This window comes from Azospirillum sp. CT11-132 (assembly GCF_047302835.1).
Classification (GTDB): domain Bacteria; phylum Pseudomonadota; class Alphaproteobacteria; order Azospirillales; family Azospirillaceae; genus Azospirillum.
Genome location: NZ_JBGLZA010000003.1, coordinates 570,971 through 587,028, shown reverse-complemented (window position 1 = coordinate 587,028; position 16,058 = coordinate 570,971). Strand labels below are relative to the sequence as shown.

Annotated in this window: 13 protein-coding genes; 7 read left to right on the top strand and 6 right to left on the bottom strand. The window is 68.3% G+C overall.

Annotation, left to right across the window (positions count from 1 at the left end; translation table 11 throughout):
* Nucleotides 1-20: 20 nt before the first annotated feature.
* Nucleotides 21-1,538: a cytochrome c oxidase accessory protein CcoG gene (gene ccoG, locus ACCD06_RS08505; protein ID WP_413340053.1), complete on the top strand. Its 1,518-nt coding sequence runs from the start codon at nucleotides 21-23 to the stop codon at nucleotides 1,536-1,538.
* 159 nt (nucleotides 1,539-1,697) lie between these two features.
* On the opposite strand, the gene ACCD06_RS08500 is transcribed toward ccoG, so the two are convergent.
* Nucleotides 1,698-4,544, bottom strand: a complete 2,847-nt coding sequence (locus ACCD06_RS08500; RefSeq protein ID WP_413340051.1) for a [protein-PII] uridylyltransferase — start codon at nucleotides 4,542-4,544, stop codon at nucleotides 1,698-1,700.
* 230 nt (nucleotides 4,545-4,774) lie between these two features.
* On the opposite strand from ACCD06_RS08500, the gene ACCD06_RS08495 reads away from it, so the two are divergent.
* Nucleotides 4,775-5,125: a hypothetical protein gene (locus ACCD06_RS08495; RefSeq protein WP_136705446.1), complete on the top strand. Its 351-nt coding sequence runs from the start codon at nucleotides 4,775-4,777 to the stop codon at nucleotides 5,123-5,125.
* Nucleotides 5,126-5,309: 184 nt separating this feature from the next.
* Here the strand turns inward: ACCD06_RS08495 and ACCD06_RS08490 are convergent, their stop codons facing one another.
* On the bottom strand, nucleotides 5,310-5,816 hold the full coding sequence (locus ACCD06_RS08490) for a hypothetical protein (protein WP_413340049.1): 507 nt from the start codon (nucleotides 5,814-5,816) through the stop codon (nucleotides 5,310-5,312).
* 247 nt (nucleotides 5,817-6,063) lie between these two features.
* Between ACCD06_RS08490 and mutS the strand changes: the two genes are divergently transcribed.
* Nucleotides 6,064-8,697: a DNA mismatch repair protein MutS gene (gene mutS / locus ACCD06_RS08485; RefSeq protein WP_413342477.1), complete on the top strand. Its 2,634-nt coding sequence runs from the start codon at nucleotides 6,064-6,066 to the stop codon at nucleotides 8,695-8,697.
* A 129-nt stretch (nucleotides 8,698-8,826) separates the two neighbouring features.
* Here the strand turns inward: mutS and ACCD06_RS08480 are convergent, their stop codons facing one another.
* The 4 genes from ACCD06_RS08480 to radA form a co-directional block, all read right to left on the bottom strand.
* Entirely contained in the window at nucleotides 8,827-9,534 is a 708-nt protein-coding gene (locus tag ACCD06_RS08480) for an SDR family NAD(P)-dependent oxidoreductase (RefSeq protein ID WP_413340047.1), read from the bottom strand.
* A gap of 77 nt (nucleotides 9,535-9,611) precedes the next feature.
* Nucleotides 9,612-11,060, bottom strand: a complete 1,449-nt coding sequence (gene purF / locus ACCD06_RS08475) for an amidophosphoribosyltransferase (RefSeq protein WP_413340045.1) — start codon at nucleotides 11,058-11,060, stop codon at nucleotides 9,612-9,614.
* 103 nt (nucleotides 11,061-11,163) lie between these two features.
* Complete coding sequence (locus ACCD06_RS08470) at nucleotides 11,164-11,853, bottom strand: CvpA family protein (protein WP_109074476.1); 690 nt, start codon at nucleotides 11,851-11,853, stop codon at nucleotides 11,164-11,166.
* A gap of 44 nt (nucleotides 11,854-11,897) precedes the next feature.
* A complete protein-coding gene (gene radA / locus ACCD06_RS08465) occupies nucleotides 11,898-13,346 on the bottom strand; it encodes a DNA repair protein RadA (protein ID WP_413340042.1) in 1,449 nt (482 codons plus the stop codon).
* A gap of 187 nt (nucleotides 13,347-13,533) precedes the next feature.
* On the opposite strand from radA, the gene map reads away from it, so the two are divergent.
* From map to ACCD06_RS08445, 4 genes are read left to right on the top strand one after another with little or no spacing between them, the layout of a single operon-like run.
* Nucleotides 13,534-14,343 carry a type I methionyl aminopeptidase gene (gene map / locus ACCD06_RS08460; RefSeq protein ID WP_413340040.1) on the top strand — a complete coding sequence of 270 codons (810 nt, stop codon included), beginning with the start codon at nucleotides 13,534-13,536 and terminating at the stop codon, nucleotides 14,341-14,343.
* Nucleotides 14,340-14,930, top strand: a complete 591-nt coding sequence (locus ACCD06_RS08455) for an NUDIX domain-containing protein (RefSeq protein WP_413340038.1) — start codon at nucleotides 14,340-14,342, stop codon at nucleotides 14,928-14,930. The genes map and ACCD06_RS08455 overlap by 4 nt, the downstream gene beginning before the upstream one ends.
* A 38-nt stretch (nucleotides 14,931-14,968) precedes the next feature.
* Entirely contained in the window at nucleotides 14,969-15,562 is a 594-nt protein-coding gene (locus tag ACCD06_RS08450; protein ID WP_413340036.1) for a Uma2 family endonuclease, read from the top strand.
* Nucleotides 15,563-15,569: 7 nt separating this feature from the next.
* Complete coding sequence (locus ACCD06_RS08445; protein ID WP_413340034.1) at nucleotides 15,570-16,007, top strand: cupin domain-containing protein; 438 nt, start codon at nucleotides 15,570-15,572, stop codon at nucleotides 16,005-16,007.
* Nucleotides 16,008-16,058: the final 51 nt, after the last annotated feature.

Here is a 16,058-nt window from a genome sequence, read left to right as displayed (position 1 = left end):
ACGCGCCGAGGAAACTCGCAATGTCCCTTCCGCAAGAAGACTCCACCCTCACCCGTCGCCCCGCCCCCGCGGCCAAGCCGGCCGCCGCTTCGCACGCCGAACCGCATGAGGAGCCGGGACGCCACTGGTTCGTCAACCGGCCCAAGGTTTATGCCGCCGATGTGAAGGGGCGGTTCCGGCAGATCAAATGGGCGGCGTTGATCGTCCTGCTGGCGATCTACTACATCACGCCGTGGATCCGCTGGGAACGCGGGCCGGGGATTCCGGATCAGGCGGTGCTGATCGACATGGTCGGGCGCCGGGCCTACTTCCTGTGGATCGAGATCTGGCCGCAGGAGGTCTATTACCTGACCGGCCTGCTGATCCTGGGCGCCTTCGGCATCTTCTTCGCCACCACGCTGGCCGGGCGCATCTGGTGCGGCTATGCCTGCCCGCAGACGGTGTGGACCGACCTGTTCATGTGGGTGGAGCGCAAGATCGAAGGGCCGCGCACCGCCCGCATCCGCCTGGACAAGGCGCCGATGACCGGGGCCAAGTTCGCCCGCAAGACGGCCAAGCATGCGGCGTGGGTCGGCATCTCGCTGCTGACCGGCGGGGCGTGGGTGTTCTATTTCAACGACGCGCCGACGCTGATGAGCGACCTGCTGCACGGCAACATCACCAGCGGCGTCGCCACCTTCATCGCGCTGTTCACCTTCACGACCTATTTCTTCGCCGGCTGGGCGCGCGAGCAGATCTGCATCTATGTCTGCCCGTGGCGCAGCTTCCAGTCGGCGATGGTCGACGAGGACACCTTCCTGGTCACCTATGAGGACTGGCGCGGCGAAGGCCGCGGGCCGCTGCGCAAGTCGCAGAGCTGGGAGGAACGTCAGGCGGCGGGGCTGGGCGACTGCATCGATTGCAAGCAGTGCGTCCATGTCTGCCCGACCGGCACCGACATCCGCGAGGGTCAGCAGATCTCCTGCATCGGCTGCGGCCTGTGCGTCGATGCCTGCAACGACGTGATGCGGCAGATCGGCCGGCCGATCGACCTCGTCCGCTTCGACACCCAGTCCAACCAGATCGCCAAGATCGACGGCAAGCCGGAGCGGGTGAAGCTGGTCCGGCCGCGCACGGTGATCTACTCGCTGATCATGCTGGTGGTGCTGTGTGCCATGGGCATCGCGCTGATGCTGCGGCCGACGCTGGACGTCAGCGTGCTGCGCGACCGTGCCCCGCTGTTCGTGACGCTGTCCGACGGGTCGGTGCAGAACGCCTACACGATCAAGGTGCTGAACAAGACGCACATCGCCCGCAGCTATGTCGTGACGTTCGACGGCTTGCGCGACGCGCATCTGTCGGTGGCGGGCGACGAGGCGGCCGGCAGCGGCAGCAGCCTGACGCTGAAGGCCGATGCCGACACGGTGGCGACCTACCGGGTGTTCGTGAAGGTGCCGGCGTCGGCGGTGAAGTCGGGCTCGACCGACGTGGCGGTGATCGCCAAGGACCAGACGAGTGGCGAAGTCGGCAAGCACGCCAGCGTGTTCATGGCGCCTTGAGCGTCGGTTTCCGGGGCTTATCCCCTCTCCCCCCGGGGAGAGGGTCAGGGTGAGGGGGATGCGCGGCGGGACTTCGAGGGAGGTTCGGCATGTGCCTCCCCCTCACCCAGCCCTCTCCCCGGGGGGGAGAGGGTTACCGCTCCGGGGAGAGGGGGTTTATTAGGACCCCGTCACCTTCGTCCTGGCCCGCTTCACCGTCGCGGGCGGGGGGGCGTCGCCGGTGGGGTCGTCGAGGGCGCTCAGCAGGCGTTCCTTGATCTTTGCCAGCTTGCCCTCATGCGTCACCTTCAGGCCGAAGACGTCCTTCACATAGAAGACGTCGATGGCCTTCTCGCCGAAGGTGGAGACCTTGGCCGAGCTGATCTGCAGGGTCAGGTTCGACAGGGCGCGGGTCAGGTCGTAGAGCAGGCCGGGACGGTCGCGGCCGTTGACCTCGATCACCGTGTGGGTGGTGGAGGCGTTGTTGTCGATCAGCACGCGCGGCGGCACATGGAAGACGCGGGTGCGGCTGGCCTGGGTGGTGCGGCGGGTCGACAGGTCGTTCAGCGGCTTCAGCTGGCCCGACAGCACCTTCTCGATCATCACCGACAGCCGTGCGAGCTTGTCCCCGCTCTCGAACGCACCGCCGCCGGCGGCGTCCTGCACCGAGAAGACGTCGAGCGCCATGCCGTTGGTCATGGTGAAGATGCGGGCATCGACGATGTCGGCGCCGCAGGCGGCCAGCGCCCCGGCGAGGCGGGAGAACAGGCCGCTGTGATCGGTGGCGTAGATCGTCACCTCCGTCACCGCCCGGCCGCGGTCGACGCGGGTCTCCACCGTCAGCGGGCGCTGCTCCCGCTCCGCCTCGCGGACGAGGCGGGCCTGATGGGCCAGGGTGTCGGTGTCGAAGGCCAGCCAGTAGCCGGGATAGCCGAGGCTCTTGTGACGCTCGAACGCCTCGTCGTCGAAGTCGGTCAGTTCGGCGCGGAGCGCAGCCTGGGCCGACTGGATGCGCCGGCCGCGCCCCTCGACGGTCATGCCGCCGGACATCAACTCTTCGGAGCGGTTGTAGAGTTCGCGGAGAAGCGTGGCCTTCCAGTTGTTCCAGCGCTGCGGGCCGACGGCGCGGATGTCGGCGACGGTCAGCACCAGCAGCAGGCGCAGGCGTTCCGGCGACTGGACCAGGGCCACGAAGTCGCGGACGGTCTTGTCGTCCTCCAGATCGCGCTTGAAGGCGGTGTGCGACATGGCGAGGTGCCAGCGCACCAGCCACGCCACGGTTTCCGTTTCCTCCGCTGTCAGGCCGAGACGCGGGCAGAGCTTTTCCGCCACGCGGGCGCCCAGCACCGAATGGTCGCCGCCGCGGCCCTTGGCGATGTCGTGCAGCAGCACGGCGACGTAGAGCGCGCGCTTCGAGACGACCTTGTGGATCACCTCGGTGGACAGCGGCAGCTCGTCGGCATGCTCGTGGGACGCGATCTTGTGCAGGATGCCGAGAGCGAACAGCGTGTGCTCGTCCACCGTGTAGACATGGTACATGTCATACTGCATCTGCGCGACGACCCGGCCGAAATCGGGGATGAAGCGGGCCATCACCCCGGCCTCGTTCATGCGGCGCAGCGTGATTTCCGGGTCCTTGGGACCGGTCAGGATGTCGAGGAAGAGGCGGTTGGCCTCCGGATCGTTGCGCAGCTTCGGGCCGATGGCGGTCAGCGAGCGGGTGATGGAGCGCAACGCCGCCGGGTGGATGTCGATGTCGTTCATCTGCGCGGTGTGGAACAGGCGGATCATGTCGATCGGCTGTTCCTTGAACTGCTTGTCGCTGCGGGCGTTCAGCCGCTCGCCGTCGACGATGAAGCCGTCCACGTCCTTGCGCCGGGCGACGGAGGCCAGACGCAGCAGGTTGAACTTGGGCGGACGCTTCGACTCGGCCTCCAGCGCGGCGCAGAAGATGCGCGTCAGGTCGCCGACATCCTTGGCGACCAGGAAGTAATGCTTCATGAAGCGCTCGACGCCCTTGGTGCCGGCATGGTCGGTGTAGCCCATGGCGGCGCCGATGCTGGTCTGGACGTCGAAGGTCAGGCGGTCTTCCAGACGGCCGGTCAGGTAATGCAGGTGGCAGCGCGCGGTCCACAGGAAGTTCTGCGCCTTGGCGAAGCGCTGCGCCTCCTCCGGCGTCAGCACCTTCTTGCCGACCAGCTCGTCGACGCCCTCGACGCGGTAGAGATACTTGGCGATCCAGAACAGGGTCTGGAGATCGCGCAGGCCGCCCTTGCCGTCCTTCAGGTTGGGTTCCAGCACATAGCGGCTGTCGCCCATCTTCTGGTGGCGGTTGTCGCGCTCCGCCAGCTTGGCCTCGACGAATTCGGGGCCGGTTCCGGCGACCACCTCCTTGTCGTAGCGCTTGCGCAACTCGGCGAACAGCTTGCCCGGACCCCAGAGATAGCGCGATTCGAGGATGGCGGTGCGGATGGTGACGTCGGCCTTGGACTGGCGGATGCAGTCGTCGACGCTGCGCACGGCATGGCCGACCTTCAGCCCGAGATCCCACAGGATGTAGAGCATGTATTCGACCACCTGCTCCACCCGCGGCGTGCGCTTGTAGGGCAGCAGGAACAGCAGGTCGATGTCGGAAAACGGCGCCAGCTCGCCACGGCCATAGCCGCCGGTGGCCGCCACGTCGAACACCTCGCCGGAGGTCGGATTGGCGGTGGGGAAGATGAAGCGGACGGTGAAGTCCGCCAGCGTGCCGACCAGCCGGTCGGCGAGATAGCAGTTCTCCCGCACGCACTGCTCGCCCGATCCGCCGGCGTCGAAGCGCTGCCGCACCTCCGCCCGGCCGTCGGCCAGCGCCTTGCGCAGGCAGGCGATCAGCGCCGGCCGCAGCTTGTCGCCGGTGCCGTGTTCGGCGACCAGATCCTCCAGCTCCCCCGCCAGCTTGCGACGGGAGATGATGGCGCGCTTGTTCGGGATGGCGGGCGCGGGCGACTCTGGCGGGGTCGGCGCCTTGGAGCGGGCGGACAGCATCGGTCGGGGGGAACCTCGGCTTCTGGGGCGGCTTCAACAGCGGCGTTCAGGCGATCCGGACCGGCCGCAACGGTCGCACTATAGCGGTAAAGCCTTCAGGTAGCACGCCCGCACTGGAAAACCAGTGCGCCGGGCGGTGCTTGTGCCTGCGGTTGTGACGGCCGTCACAGCGGTACCCGTGTTGCGGGGCCAGACTGGTCCCATACGGAGCGTATTGCGGGAGATGGGCCATGACCGGCCGGACGATCACGGGGCGCGCGGCGGGAGAGCCTACCTTGAAGGGGCGGCGGGAGTTGGCGGCGCTGAACGACGCGCTGACGCTGGCCGAACGCGGGCTGGGCCGGCAGACCACGGCGGCGCTGATGGCGCGGCTGCTGCGGGTCGCGGCGATGTTCCCGCGGTCGGTGGACGACACGCTGATGTGGCAGGTGACCGACCTCGTCACCGGCGACGATGTGTCTGACACGGTGAAGCTGTCGCTGATCCGGATGGGATGGGCGTCCATCGTCCAGGCGCAGTACCGGGTGCACGGGCTACGGATGGTGGAGCGGCGCGGGATGGAGCGGGCTCGGGCGGCGTGAGGGGTGTCCCTCTCCCGCCCCGGGAGAGGGAAGGGGCCCATGCGGAGCATGGGAAGGGTGAGGGGTTAGGCACGAAGCCATGCGGATCGGGATTCTTGGAGTCCCCCTCACCCTCCCCGCCTCCGGCGGGTCCCCTCCCTCTCCCGGGGCGGGAGAGGGCTTTGACGGCCCGCAGAACCCTATCTCACCCCTCCCGCACGCTCACATGCACATTCACACCGCCCTCGCGCTCCAGCAGGGATGCTGCCTGGGCCTCCTGGTCCGGCGTGTCGATTCGCACCCACAGGATGACGCCGCCGGCTTCCAGCGCACGGGTGAACTCGTCGGGCTTGGGGTGGCTGGTCAGTTCGTCCAGATAGTCCTTGATGGCGGCGCCGCCGACGCCGGCCGCGACAAGGGCCGCCAGCGCCGCCTCGATCGGGCCGCCGACAATGGCGATCAGACCGGCGGTAGTCAGGGGGAAGGCATATTTCAGTTCGCCCACCAGACCGGTCAGCGCCTCGTCCCGCGGCTTGCCCTTCGGATCGGCGGCGTCCAGCGAGGCGTGGCTGGCCAGCACCGACAGGTCGGCACGGTCGTAGCCGGCCGCCAGCAGCGCCTCCACCGCACGGTCGAAACCGGCGCGGGTGGAGAAGAGGGCAACGACCTCCCGCACCTCGGCGGGTACGGTTTCCTCGGTCATTTGCGTCATGATGGCCGTCTCCCTATTTTTCAGCTTGCCCTATTGTAGCGACCGGCGGCGCGCGCCCGTCAACCGCAACAGGGACGGACCCTCGAGTCGTTGGTGCGCGTCTGATTGTCCCATGCTCGGCCAACCCGCCTATCCCGCGGCTGCATATCCCGTGATAGGGTGCGCGCCTGATAAAACACCCACCCAAGGCCCCGTGGTTCCCGTGTCCGACACCGCAGAAATCGTCATCCCGCCCGACGCCACCCCGATGATGGCGCAGTATCTGGAGATCAAGCAGGCGCATCCCGATTGCCTGCTGTTCTACCGGATGGGCGACTTCTACGAGATGTTCTTCGAGGATGCGGTCAATGCCGCGGCGGCGCTGGACATCGCGCTGACCAAGCGCGGCCAGCATCTGGGCGAAGACATCCCGATGTGCGGCGTGCCGGTGCATTCCCACGAGAATTACCTGCAGCGCCTGATCCGCCAGGGCTTCCGCGTCGCCATCTGCGAACAGATGGAAGACCCGGCCGAGGCGAAGAAGCGCGGGTCGAAATCGGTGGTGAAGCGCGGCGTCATCCGCATCGTCACCCCCGGCACCCTGACCGAGGACAGCCTGCTCGACGCCCGCTCCTCCAACTGGCTGGCGGCGGTGGCGGAGACGGCGGGCGGGCTGGGGCTGGCCTGGCTGGAGATGTCGACCGGCGAGCTGGTGGTGCAGCCGGTGGAGCGCTCCGGACTGGGCGCGGCGCTGGGGCGCCTCGATCCGCAGGAAGTGCTGATCTCCGAGAAGCTGAGCCAGACGCCGGAGCTGTTCGAGCTGTGGGGCGAATGGAAGTCGCGGCTGACCGTGCAGCCCAACCCGCGATTCGACAGCGAGAACGGCAAGCAGCGCCTGCTGAGCCAGTATGGAGTCGGCACGCTCGACGCCTTCGGCAACTTCAGCCGGGCGGAGGTCGCGGCGGCCGGCGCGCTGGTCGGCTATGTCGAGCTGACGCAGAAGGGACGCGTGCCCCGGCTGTCGCCGCCGCGCCGGCTGGGGCCGGGCGCGGTGATGGAGATCGACGCCTCCACCGCGCGCAACCTCGAACTGACGCGGACGCTGAGCGGGGAGCGGCGCGGCAGCCTGCTCGCCACCATCGACCGCACGGTGACGGGGGCCGGCGCCCGGCTGCTCTGCGCCCATCTGGCCGCCCCGCTGACCGATCCGGCCGCCATCGGGCGCCGGCTGGACATGGTGGAGTTCGCGCTGGCCGAGGAGCGGCTGCGCGGTGAACTGCGCGGCGCCTTGCGGAGCTGCCCCGATCTGGAACGCGCGCTGTCGCGACTGACCCTGGGGCGTGGGGGGCCGCGCGATCTGGCGGCGATCCGCGACGGGCTGCGGCAGGCCGGGCTGGTCCGCGAGCTGCTGGCAGGATCCATGCCGCTGCCGGACGGTCTGGCGGCGCTCGACAAGCGGCTGGGCGCGCATTCGGAACTGGTCGACCAGCTGACCCAGGCGCTGGCGCCGGAGCTGCCGCTGCTGGCCCGCGACGGCGGCTTCATCGCCCGCGACTACAGCTATGCGCTCGACGAGCTGGTGACGCTGCGCGACGAGAGCCGGCGGCTGATCGCCGGATTGCAGACGAAATATGCCGAGATCGCCGGGGTGCCGTCGCTGAAGGTCAAGCACAACAACGTGCTGGGCTATCACATCGAGGTCACCGCCGCCCATGCCGACAAGCTGATGTCGGACCGGGCCCGCGAGGTCTTCATGCACCGGCAGACCATGGCGAACGCCGTGCGCTTCGGCACGGTGGAGCTGTCGGATCTGGAGCGCCGCATTTCGGAAGCCGCCGACCGGGCGCTGGCGGTGGAACTGGAGCTGTTCGCCGGGCTGGTGGAGGTGGTCGCCGGGAACGCAGACGCCATCGCCCAGGCTGCCCATGCGCTGGCGGCGCTGGACGTCGCCACCTCGCTGGCCGAACTGGCGGAGGAACGGCGCTACAGCCGTCCGCTGGTGGATGACAGCCTGGGCTTCACCATCAAGGGCGGGCGTCATCCGGTGGTGGAGGCGGTGCTGGACGCCGCCCATGGCGGGCCGTTCGTGGCCAACGACTGCGACCTTGCGCCGGACAACCGGCTGTGGCTGCTGACCGGTCCGAACATGGCCGGTAAGTCCACCTTCCTGCGGCAGAACGCGCTGATCGCGGTGCTGGCGCAGATGGGCAGCTTCGTGCCGGCGGAACAGGCGCATATCGGGGTGGTGGATCGGCTGTACAGCCGTGTCGGTGCGGCCGACGATCTGGCGCGCGGACGCTCCACCTTCATGGTCGAGATGGTGGAGACGGCGGCGATCCTGAACCAGTCGGGCGCGCGGGCTCTGGTGATCCTCGACGAGATCGGGCGCGGCACGGCGACCTTCGACGGGCTGTCGATCGCCTGGGCCTGCGTCGAGCATCTGCATGACGTGAACCGCTGCCGGGCGCTGTTCGCCACGCATTACCACGAGCTGACGATGCTGGCGTCGAAGCTGCCGGCGCTGTCCTGCCACACCATGCGGATCAAGGAATGGCAGGGCGACGTGGTGTTCCTGCACGAGGTGACGGCGGGGGCGGCGGACCGCAGTTACGGCATCCACGTCGCCAAGCTGGCCGGCCTGCCGCCGGCGGTGGTCGGGCGGGCCGACGAGGTGTTGAAACTGCTGGAGTCGGGCGACCAGAACGCGACGATCCACCGGCTGGCAGAGGATTTGCCGCTGTTCAGCGCGGCGCTGAAGCGTCCGGCGGCGAAGGTGGAGGCGGAGGTGGCGCCTGCAGGGCCGTCTGCGGTGGAGGAGGCGCTTGCGGGGATTGATCCGGACAGTCTGACGCCGCGGCAGGCACTGGAGGAGCTGTATCGGCTAAGGGGGATGCTGCGTTAGACCCCCACCTAACCTCCCCCGCTGGGCGGGGGAGGGATTGGACCTTTGTCGGCGTTCAGCGGCAGTCCCTCCCCCGCCCAGCGGGGGAGGTTAGGTGGGGGCATCGTCAGCCGACGCCCCACCACACACTCACTGCGCCTGCACCAGCTCCCCGTGGCGCTCGCAGCCGGCCTCGGCCAACTCCACGAACGGCTCCGTCACATCGTCGGGCTGAGCAACCTTCGTCGGATCCTCGCCTGGAAAGGCCTGGGTGCGCAGCTTGCTCGCCACCACGCCGGGGTCGATCAGGTTGACGCGCAGGGTCGAGCCGGAGACCTCCATCGCGTAGGTCTTCACGATCATCTCCAAGGCCGCCTTGCTGGCGCCGTAGGGCATCCAGTAATGGTGCGGCGCCTTGGCGGCGGCCGAGGTGACGAAGATGGCGCGGCCGGTGCCCGACGCGCGCAGCAGCGGGTCCATCGAACGGATCAGGCGGAAATTCGCCGTCACGTTCAGGTCCATCACCCGCGCCCACAGCTTCGGATCATACTGGGCGACCGGGCCGAGCGCCTCCAGGGCACCGGCATTGCCGACGACGATGTCCAGCTTGCCGAACCGCTGGTAGAGCGCGTGGCCGAGCTGGTCGATCTTGTCGTAGTCGCGGAGATCCATCGGCACCAGGGTCGCCGACTGGCCGGAGATCTTCTGGATGGCGTCGTCGGTCTCCTCCAGCCCGCCGACGGTGCGGGCGACCAGGACCAGATGGGCGCCTTCGGCGGCGAAGCGCTTGGCGACGGCGGCGCCGATGCCGCGCGATGCACCGGTGACGAGGGCGATGCGGCCGGAGAGACGGGACATGGGGACGACTCGTTTCCTGGGATTATTGTTCGTTCACATATGAAAAACCCTCTCCCGGGACGGGAGAGGGTGTGAAATCAGGCGCGGACGGCGACGTTCGCCTCGACCGGCGGATTTTCCAGCGCGTCGGTCAGTGGAATCGGGTAGTCGCCGGTGAAGCAGGCGTCGCAGTAGCCGAGATTGGCCGGGTCGCGCTTCTGCTCGCCCATGGCGCGATACAGGCCGTCGAGCGAGATGAAGGCGAGGCTGTCGGCCTGGATGAACTCGCGCATCTGCTCCACCGTCATGCGGTGGGCCAGCAGCTTGCCCTGCTCCGGCGTGTCGATGCCGTAGAAGCAGGGGTGCGAGGTCGGCGGGCTGGAGATGCGCATGTGCACTTCGGCGGCACCGGCGGCGCGCACCATCTCGACGATCTTCTTCGAGGTGGTGCCGCGAACGATGCTGTCGTCGACCAGCACGACGCGCTTGCCCTCGATCATCGCGCGGTTGGCGTTGTGCTTCAGCTTCACGCCGAGGTGGCGGATCTGGTCGGTCGGCTCGATGAAGGTGCGGCCGACATAGTGGTTGCGGATGATGCCGAGGTCGAAGGGCACGCCGGCTTCCTGGGCGTAGCCCAGCGCCGCGGGCACGCCGCTGTCGGGCACCGGCACGATCACGTCGGCGGGCACGCCGGCCTCGCGGGCCAGTTCACGGCCGATGCGCTGGCGCGCCTGATAGACGGAGGTGCCCTCCATCACGCTGTCGGGACGGGCGAAGTAGATGTATTCGAAGATGCACAGGCGGCGCTGCTGCGGCTGGAACGGGCGCAGGCTGTGGACGCCGCTGCCGTCGATGACGATCATCTCGCCCGGCTCGACGTCGCGGACATATTCGGCGCCGACGATGTCGAAGGCGCAGGTCTCGCTCGCCAGCAGATGGGTGTCGCCCAGCTTGCCCAGCACCAGCGGACGGACGCCGAGCGCGTCACGCACGCCGATCACCTCCTTGGAGGTCAGCGCCACCAGGGAGAAGGCGCCCTCGACCTGCCGCACCGCCTCGATCAGGCGATCGACCGGCGAGCCGCCGCGGGCGGTCGCCATCAGGTGGACGATCACCTCGGTGTCGGTGGAGGACTGGAACAGGCAGCCGCGGCGGACCAGCTGGCGGCGCAGGGCCTGCGCGTTGGTCAGGTTGCCGTTGTGGGCCAGCGCGAAGCCGCCGAACTCGAAATCGGCATAGAGCGGCTGGACGTTGCGGATCGAGGTGTCGCCGGTGGTGGCGTAGCGCACATGGCCGATGGCGCTGCCGCCCTTCAGCTTGGCGATGATCGCCTCGGAGCTGAAATGGTCGCCGACAAGGCCCAGCGTGTGCTGGAGATGGAAGCGCCCGCCGTCGAAGCTGACGATGCCCGCCGCCTCCTGCCCGCGGTGCTGCAGGGCGTGCAGGCCCAGCGCCGTGATGGCGCCCGCCTGCGGGTTGCCGTAGATGCCGAACACGCCGCACTCTTCGCGCAGCTTGTCGTCGTCGAACGGATGCGTCGTCAGCATCACCAGAAGTCCTTCGTCCAAGAGGCGCCGAGGGCGCGCGTCAGCACATGCAACGAAAAAACGGTCCACAAACGTCGATAGCGCCGAAACCGAGCGGTCAAGCTCAGCGGGCGTTGTTCTGCATCAGCCTTTCAAGGTCGGCGCGGTCGCGGTCCTTATAACCGGTATCGGGCGCCTGCGCACCCCCGGTCTTCGCGGGGCTGGGCACCGGTGTCGACAGGCGGTCGAGCGCCTGCTTGGCCTCAATCGCCTGACGCGCACGGTCGCGCGCCATGTCCATCTGGCCGAGACCTTCCCGGCGCAGAGTCTCCGGCACGAAGGCATAGAGGGTCTCGGCGCCGGCGGCCAGGAAGGGGCGGGTCTTCGCCTGCTGCAGCCACACCGGCTGTTCGGCCTGATTCGGCACCAGCCAGACGAAGAACAGGTAGGCGATGGACACCAGCACCCCGCCCTTCACCAGCCCGAAGGCAAAACCCAGCGTGCGGTCGAGCGCCGACAGGGCCGAGGCCTGCACCCCGCGCGACAGGCTGCGCCCCAGCAGCGACAGCACGATCAGCGCGACGATGAACACCGCCACCGCCGAGGCGGCGTAGGCCAGCATCTCGAAGCGGATATAGATCTGCGCGTAGGGAAGGACATGGGGCAGCGCGTAGAGCGTGACGATCGCGGCGCCGGCCCAGGCGGCGACCGACACGACCTCGGCCACCAGACCTCGGCTGAAGGCCAGAAGCGCGGCCAGTAGCACGACGGCGATGACGACGATGTCGACCGGATTGACGGGAAGATTGTCCATGTCCCTGTGCCGATTGCCTGTACCGATTGATGACGGGGGTGCGGTCAGATGTATTCGTCATCGCGCCAGCGGCGCGTGTCGTTGTCGTCGTGAGGGCGACGCGAAGGCGGCCGGCCGGAGGAGCCCTGCGGCTGGAACAGCGGCATCAGCTCGCCCAACTGCTGGAGCTCGACAGTTTTCAGACCGTTGTCGCCGCGGCTGCTCTTCTTGCCGGTGCGGCGCGCCGGGAAAATGGCGGAGGAGAAGCCGAGCTTCGCCGCCTCCTTCAGGCGCGTGTCGCTCTGGCCGACGGCGCGGACCTCGCCCGACAGGCCGATCTCGCCGAACACCACGGCGTCGGCGGGAACCGGCTCCCCGGTCAGCGAAGACACCAGCGCGGCGGCGACGGCGAGGTCGGCGGCGGGTTCGGTGATGCGCAGGCCGCCGGCGACGTTCAGATAGACGTCGTTGGCGCCGATCTGCACACCGCAGCGCGCCTCCAGCACCGCCAGCACCATGGCGAGACGGGCCGAGTCCCAGCCGACGACGGCGCGGCGCGGCGTGCCGAGCGGCGACGGGGCGACCAGCGCCTGCACCTCCACCAGGACGGGGCGGGTGCCCTCCATCCCGGCGAAGACGGCGGCGCCGGACACGTCGCCGCGGCGTTCGGCCAGGAACAGGGCGGACGGGTTGGCGACCTCGCCGAGACCGGCGTCGCCCATCTCGAACACGCCGATCTCGTCGGTCGGGCCGAAGCGGTTCTTCACCGCGCGCAGGATGCGGAACTGGTGGCCGCGTTCGCCTTCGAAATAGAGGACGGTGTCCACCATGTGCTCCAGCACGCGGGGACCGGCGATCATGCCTTCCTTGGTGACATGGCCGACCAGCAGCAGGACGACGCCGCGCCGCTTGGCGACGCGGATCAGCTCCTGCGCGCTGGCGCGGACCTGGGCGACGGTGCCGGGGGCGCTGTCCAGATTGTCCATATACATGGTCTGGATCGAATCGATGACGATCACCTCCGGACCCTTGGCGTCGTCCAGCGAGGCGACGATGTCGCGCACGCTGGTGGCCGAGGCCAGATCGACGGGGGCGGTGGCGCAGCCAAGGCGCTGGGCGCGCAGGCGGACCTGATCGACCGCCTCCTCGCCCGAGACATAGGCGCAGCGGTGGTCCTGCGACAGCCGGGCCATCGCCTGGAGCAGAAGGGTCGATTTGCCGATGCCGGGGTCGCCGCCGATCAGGATCGCCGAGCCGGGAACCAGCCCGCCGCCGCAGACGCGGTCGAACTCCGCGATGCCGGTCATGCGGCGCGCCGGCGCCTCGCTGGAGCCATGCAGGCCGACGAAGTCGATGCGGCGGCCGCGCGCGGTGCCCAGCCCCTTGGGCGCGCTGTCGGGCGCCGCCTCCTCGACGAGGCTGTTCCATTCGCCGCAGGCGTCGCACTTGCCTGCCCATTTCGGGAAGGAGGCGCCGCAGGCCTGACAGACATATCGGGTGGTGGGCTTCGCCAAAGGTCTGGTAGTCCGATGGGGATAGGGCCCGCCACATATAGCAAGCCGTTCCGCCGAATCCTACGTTTGCAGGGGTGGAATGCAGGGGCTTTTTTCAGACCCCCGGCGTGATAGCTTGTTGCGCCGTCTGCGGATGAGCGCAGCGGTTGAAAGATGTCAGAGGAATTACGTGACGGATGACGGTTTGATGGACAAGGATGGACGGCGGATCGTGCTGCACGGTCCGGAAGGGTTCGAGGCGGTGCGCAACGCCTGCCGGCTGGCTGCCGAGACACTGGACTACATCGTACCCTTCGTGGTGCCGGGCGTCAGCACCGGGCGACTCGACAAGCTGATCGAGGAGTTCCAGCGTGACCGCGGCGGGATTCCGGCGACGCTGGGCTATCAGGGCTATCCGGCCAGCAGTTGCATCTCGCCCAACCACATCGTCAACCACGGCATCCCCAGCGACGACAAGACGCTGGTCGAGGGCGACATCGTCAACATCGACGTCACCGTGATCCTCGACGGCTGGTACGGCGACAGCAGCCGCATGTATTTCGTCGGCGAGAAGATCGGCGTGAAGGCGCGCAAGCTGGTCGATCTGACGTACCGCTGCATGATGGCCGGCATCGCCCAGGCCAAGCCGGGCAATCATCTGGGCGACATCGGCCATGCCATCCAGACGATGGCGGAAGCGGCGCGCTGCTCCGTCGTGCGCGATTTCGGCGGGCACGGCATCGGGCAGGTCTTCCACGGCGCCCCGCATGTCGATCATTTCGGCAAGCCCGGCACCGGCGTGGAACTGCGCCCCGGCATGATCTTCACGGTGGAGCCGATGATCAACGCCGGCCGGCCGGAGGTGAAAATCCTCTCCGACGGTTGGACCACGGTCACCCGCGACCGCTCGCTGTCGGCACAGTTCGAGCACCAGATCGGCATCACGGAGGACGGCTGCGAGATCTTCACCCTCTCCCCCGCCGGCTTCACCCAGCCTCCCTATGGAAACGCCGCATGAGCGACGAACTGAAGCCGTGGGAGGTGGTGGGCAGCCGGGAGCTGCTCGACGCCAGCCCATACCTGAAGGTGCGGGCGGAGACGGTGCGGCTGCCGGACGGGCGGACGGTGGAGAATTTCTATCAGCTGGACCAGCCCGACTTCGCCTTGATGTATGTCGAGACCGAGGACGGCAAGGTCGTGATGCTGCGCACCTACAAGCACGGGGCGCGGCGCGTCAGCCTGACCTTCCCGGCCGGCGCCATCGACCCTGGCGAGGAGCCGCTGGAGGCCGCCAAGCGCGAACTGCTGGAAGAGACCGGCTATGCCGCCGACGACTGGACGGCGCTGGGCGGCTTCGTCGTCGGGGCTAATTCCAAGGGCAGCACCTGCCACATGTTCCACGCCAAGGGCGCCCGCAAGGTGGCGGAGCCCGATAACGGCGATCTTGAGGACATGCGGATCGAGCTGCACAGCGCGCGTGAGCTGATCGACGCGGCGGCGCAGGGCGATTACGCGGTGCTGCCGGTGATCGCCATGCTGGGGGCGATGCTGATGCCGGAACTGCGCGACGGGCTGGGCATGGCGGCGCGGATGCGGTCGGTGTAGAAAGACAGGGCAACCTATTACTGACCGGGAGGGCGGCCATGGCCCTGCGCAAACAGCGCCGGATGACGCTGGACGAGTTTCTCGCCTGGGAGGAGCGGCAGGAAAGCCGCCACGAATTCCTCCAGGGCGAGATCGTCGCCATGGTCGGTGGGACGGTCGCCCACAACCAGATCTCCGGCAACATCTACGCCGCCCTGCGCGCGGCGCTGCGCGGCTCGCCCTGCCGGGTGTTCCAGGAGACGATGCGGATCCTGGCCGACGAGTCGGTGTTCTATCCGGACGTCTTCGTCACCTGTACTGCGCTGGACGACCGCGACCGGCTGGCAACCGAGCCGACGGTGATCGTCGAGGTGCTGTCGGACAGCACGTCGAGCTACGACCACACAACCAAAAGCGCAGCTTACCGCACCCTGCCCTCCCTGACCCAATATGTGCTGGTCCATCAGCGCGTGGCTGTGGTGGAAAGCTTCCGCCGGGCGGACGACGGCTGGACCCATGAGTTGATCTCCGGGCGGGAAGGCGTGCTTACGATCGCCGCGCTGGAGATGACGTTGCCGCTGTCCACGATCTATGAGGACACGCGGGTGACCTTCGACCTGACCATCCATTTGGGCGACACTGACGACGCCTGAACACGCCTTGTCCGCCGAGCGGCTGATCGAATTGATGGGGTTGCAGCCGCATCCGGAAGGGGGCTGTTACGTCGAGACCTATCGGGCGCCGGCGGATGGCGAGCGCGGGGCGGTGACGGCGATCTATTTCCTGCTGCGGGCGGGGGAGCGGTCGCACTGGCATACCGTGGATGCCGTGGAGATCTGGCTCTGGCATGGCGGGGCGCCGCTGGAGCTTTCGATTTTCGAAGAAGGCGGGACGGTCGAGCGCCGACGGCTGGGGATGGACATCGCCGCTGGCGAACGGCCGCAGGCGGTGGTGCCGGTCGGGGCGTGGCAGGCGGCGCGGAGCCTGGCAGACGGACCGGACGGCTGGTCGCTGGTGAGCTGCACCGTGGCGCCGGCCTTTGAGTTCGCCGGGTTCAGGATGGCGCCGGACGGGTGGGAGCCGGCGGAGGAGCTGTGAGGGGCTGCTGACCGCCCGCCCTCCCCCGGCTTTCAGACCGGGAGAGGGTTG